The following is a 4,007-nucleotide window of genomic DNA, read 5'->3' as shown; positions in this document are numbered from 1 at the left end:
CATTACGCCCTTTTTTTCATTCTATTTTCATCTTCATCTTGTATACTGAAGGCATTCTATACAGGAGGTGCAACTCATGCATACAAAAAACAAATCATCTTGTTCCTGTGTTCAGCTGCTGACATTTTGTACCCATCAGCATCAGATGACCTTGGGGCAAATTCACGAACGGAATGGGAAGCATATCTGGCAGCCAACGCCGCTGGGAGAAGCTGTAGCCGCTGCGCTGGAAACACTGCGCTATACAGAATCGGTATTTCTCATCTCCGATTATGTAGTCATGCCCAATCACGTCCATATGCTCATTATGTCACAGCGGGCCAATGACAAAACGACGCTGTGGTTTGCCGCCCAATGCAAGCACACGCTATCCAAACGCATGCTCCGCGTAAGACCGGCTAAAGATCCCTTCTGGGAACCCTCTTTTGAACGTCAGTATCTGCAGCAGGAACACACGCAGTATGCCATGAGCCAGTGTATCCGCGAACACCACCGCCTGTGGAATTACGACAGCCTGAACCATACGCTGACAGCCAGGCCAAGCACCCCGGCCCAGACAACATCCTGGCCGCCTCTGCCATAAGGAAGGTCAAAAAAAGCAGGACTTCAAAGAACAGGTTTCTTTGAAGTTCTGCTTTTTCATAAAATCGGCAATCTGTCTATTTCGCCATCAAGGTGCGGCGAATATGAGACACAGCGGCTGCAATATCCGGTTGTCCTACAATAGCCGAAATCATGGCAAAGGAACGAAATCCTTCATCATACAGGGGCCGTATATTTTCAGCATCAATGCCGCCAATAGCGACGACGGGCAGAGAAAAGGCCACAGCATACTGCCGGGCGTCTGCCGTCACAACGCTGTGAGCGTCTTTTTTGGAAGCCGTCGGAAAGAGGGGTCCAAAGCCGACATAATCGGCTCCTTCGGCTGCGGCCTGCTTCATTTCAGCTACAGTATTCGTGGAAACGCCGATGACCATATCGGCACCGGCCAGTTTGCGGACAAAGGGAGCCGGCGCATCATCCTGGCCGACGTGAATGCCGTCCGCACCGCAGGCAATGGCCAAATCGACAGAATCATTCATAATAAACGTCACATTCTGTTCATGGCACCATGCTGCAATTTCCGTCGCTTCCTGCCATCTTTCCCGCCACGTCTTATGTTTTTCCCGGTATTGGATAATCTTCACCCCAGCGGCAATGAGCATCTTGGCCACATCCCGGTTGCTTCGCCCCCGGCACAGCTCTTCATTGCCCATAATGGCGTATACCGGATCGGTCCGCAGGCGCTGGATGTGTTCTGCTTTCGTCATCATCCCAATTCCTCCTATTTCAGGTAATGCAGGAAATCACCGCTTGTAGGATCACAGAAACAGTCAATCTGCCAGTTCTGCTGCTGACTGGCTGCACAAAGGCGCTTCTGCAGATCACTGACGACAGGATTTTCCGTACCGAAATGGCCGCCGTCAGCAACAACGAGCCCCAGCCGGATTGCTTCCTGCGCATCGTGATACTTCATATCCCCAGTCAGATACAACTGCGCTCCCGCTGCTTTGGCCTGCTTCATAAAGCCAGCACCGCCGCCGCCGAGGAGAGCCACTTTTTTGACAACTGTATCTACATTGCCGGCATAGGTGAGAACATCCCGTTTCAGGATACGTTTGATTTTCTGCAGGACAATGCCCGCCGGTTCCGGCGTAGGCCAGGTACCAACGCGGCCCATGGCAAACCAGTGCCCTTCATTCTGCAGCGGATACACGTCATACGCCGGTTCTTCATAGGGATGAACGGCCAGTACGGCTTTTACGGCCTGCGAAAGGCGGGACTTGGGCACAATCGTTTCAATCCGTTCTTCTTCTGCTGTCGCTACGGTTCCTACCTTGCCAATAAACGGATGAGCCCCGTCCTGCGCTTTAAACCGTCCCAGGCCGGAAGCCGTAAAGGAACAGTCACTGTAGTTCCCCGTAAAGCCGGCGCCGCTCTGTGCCAGGGCCTGCCGGACTGCATCGCCATGGGACTTGGGAACATAGACGACGATCTTATACAATTTGTCTTCTGCTACCGGCAAAAGGCCAGATACGTTTTTCAGTCCCAGCAGGCGAACCAGGACATCGTTGACGCCGCCGTCAGCACTGTCCAGATTGGTATGGGCACTGTATACCGAAATATGATGGGCCAGCAGCTTCTGATACATTTCGCCACTATATGTGTCGCTGCGCAGCGCTTTGAGGCCGTCAAAAATGACCGGATGATGGCTGACAATCATCTGCACGCCGTTGGCAATGGCATAGTCTACGCCTTCCATCATAACATCCAGGGTAACCATGACCTTTTGTACCGGTTCGTTCGGGCTGCCAATTAGCAGTCCCGGATTATCCCACGATTCTTTCAGTTCCAATGGAGCCCATTCTTTTAAGGTCTTAACAATTTCTCCTACTGTAGTTGACATACTCGTTCCTCCCATGCGGCAATTTCCTGACGCAGCGTCCGGACCTGCAGCTGTACATCGCTGCGGCTTTTTTCCAGTCCTTCGGCTACGTGCTTCTTTTTAGACAAAATCAGCTCAATTCGCCGCTTCAGCAGCGGACTGCGCCGGGCCCAGTTAATCGGGCCTACTTCATACATCCATGCCGGCAGCGGCTCCGCCCGCCCCGGCACGGCCCGCATGATTTCGTACAGCCGCCCGCTGTCAATGCACAACGTTTCTTCTTCAATATGCCACGCATGGTCATATAAAAACTGCCGCAGCACGCCGCTTTCGCTTTGAGGCTGCAAGACGGCAAACTGCAGGGACTGCCATAGGTCCCGTGAATCATCCAGAATCCGCACCATCAGGGGACCGCCCATACCGCAGATGACAATGCCGTCTACTTCTCCCTGGCGAATACAGGACAGACCATCGCCGAGACGGCAGTCAATACGCCCTTCCAGGCCGGCACCACGAACATGGGAAACAGCCGCTTCCAGCGGCCCTGGCGCCACATCGGCAGCTACAGCGTGCCGGCAGATTCCCTGCTGGCATACATGCACAGGAAGATACCCGTGATCCGTTCCTATATCAGCAATCGTAGAGCCTGACGGCACCAGCGCTGCTGCCGCCGCCAACCGCTCGGTCAGCTTCATACACACACCTTCTTACCTTTTTATCTAGGTGTATTATAGCAAAAAAACTGCCCCCTTGCGAGGGCAGTTTTCCATTCGCTGCAATCCTTAGAATCCGCCGAACCGGTAAGAAACGCCAGTAACAAATCCCTTATACGTAATGCTGGGATCATTATCATGACGACCTTCCGTATCGACGTAACGGTAGCCGGCATTAATATCGAAATCCGGTGTAACGCCGTAGGACAGGCCAGCTTCCCAGGTCGTCGTGCTCTTCGTGCCGACGCCTACCTTGCCATATACATCCAGGTTATCTGCCAGCGGTGCCTTGCCGATGAGGCCGATCTGAGCAACATTGTTGGTCAAATCGTCAGAAGATCTTTCCAGGCTGTTGTTGATCCGGTTATAGCCGGCATATACAGCAACATTGTCATTCAGAGAATGAACGAGGTTCACTTCCTGCTGATTTCCATCGGTCACATCATGGCCATTAACATCGGTGCTCAAGCCGCTGTACTGATACTGAATAGCCGTCTTATCAGTCAGGCCGTACGTAATGCCTCCCTGGAAATTCCAGCTCGAATCCGTATCTCCATGTCCCACTTCTGCTTTCGTATTCCAGGCGCCCAGATCGACCTGAGCCTGTCCTTCCTGGAACGTCGTCTGCGGAGCCGCAAAAGCAGCACCTGATGCACAAACCGTCATAGCAGCCATAATAGCTAAGATTTTCTGTTTCATATCCATCATCCTCCCTTGTGTCATCCATGTGTATCTCTTTGGATTGACTATAGTATAGCAGGTACTGAACCAAATGTCACGAGTACCAAAATGTATAAACATACTATATGACAGTTTTGTGTCATGCCAATACATTTGCTTATTTGCAATGATAGCTATATGTATTATGT

Annotated in this window: 5 protein-coding genes; 1 reads left to right on the top strand and 4 read right to left on the bottom strand. The window is 52.1% G+C overall.

Annotation, left to right across the window (positions count from 1 at the left end; all coding sequences use genetic code 11):
• Positions 1-76: 76 nt before the first annotated feature.
• The gene (locus tag Q3886_RS08955) at positions 77-583 is read left to right on the top strand and encodes a hypothetical protein (protein WP_301861066.1); all 507 of its coding nucleotides are present in this window, start codon (positions 77-79) and stop codon (positions 581-583) included.
• A gap of 76 nt (positions 584-659) precedes the next feature.
• Here Q3886_RS08955 and thiE read toward each other — a convergent pair whose 3' ends face one another.
• The 4 genes from thiE to Q3886_RS08935 form a co-directional block, all read right to left on the bottom strand.
• A complete protein-coding gene (thiE, locus tag Q3886_RS08950; protein WP_301861067.1) occupies positions 660-1,310 on the bottom strand; it encodes a thiamine phosphate synthase in 651 nt (216 codons plus the stop codon).
• Between the two features lie 14 nt (positions 1,311-1,324).
• Entirely contained in the window at positions 1,325-2,446 is a 1,122-nt protein-coding gene (locus Q3886_RS08945) for a Nif3-like dinuclear metal center hexameric protein (protein WP_301861064.1), read from the bottom strand.
• Positions 2,431-3,120: a class I SAM-dependent methyltransferase gene (locus Q3886_RS08940; protein ID WP_301861063.1), complete on the bottom strand. Its 690-nt coding sequence runs from the start codon at positions 3,118-3,120 to the stop codon at positions 2,431-2,433. Before Q3886_RS08940 ends, Q3886_RS08945 begins: the two co-directional genes overlap by 16 nt.
• An 87-nt stretch (positions 3,121-3,207) precedes the next feature.
• Positions 3,208-3,837 (bottom strand): outer membrane beta-barrel protein, encoded by a 630-nt coding sequence (locus tag Q3886_RS08935; RefSeq protein WP_301861062.1) that lies wholly within the window; start codon positions 3,835-3,837, stop codon positions 3,208-3,210.
• Between the last annotated feature and the right edge of the window lie 170 nt (positions 3,838-4,007).

Origin of the sequence: uncultured Megasphaera sp., assembly GCF_958350005.1 — a bacterium.
Lineage (GTDB): Bacteria > Bacillota > Negativicutes > Veillonellales > Megasphaeraceae > Megasphaera.
The sequence above is the reverse complement of the archived record's forward strand: the minus strand, read 5'-3'. Positions and strand labels throughout refer to the sequence as shown.

What these genes read in the sequence shown, in the direction of transcription:
- Q3886_RS08955 (WP_301861066.1), top strand. Translation starts at nt 77, where the DNA reads ATGCATACAAAAAACAAATCATCTTGTTCCTGTGTTCAGCTGCTGACA.
- thiE (WP_301861067.1), bottom strand. Translation starts at nt 1,310, where the DNA reads ATGACGAAAGCAGAACACATCCAGCGCCTGCGGACCGATCCGGTATAC.
- Q3886_RS08940 (WP_301861063.1), bottom strand. Translation starts at nt 3,120, where the DNA reads ATGAAGCTGACCGAGCGGTTGGCGGCGGCAGCAGCGCTGGTGCCGTCA.
- Q3886_RS08945 (WP_301861064.1), bottom strand. Translation starts at nt 2,446, where the DNA reads ATGTCAACTACAGTAGGAGAAATTGTTAAGACCTTAAAAGAATGGGCT.
- Q3886_RS08935 (WP_301861062.1), bottom strand. Translation starts at nt 3,837, where the DNA reads ATGAAACAGAAAATCTTAGCTATTATGGCTGCTATGACGGTTTGTGCA.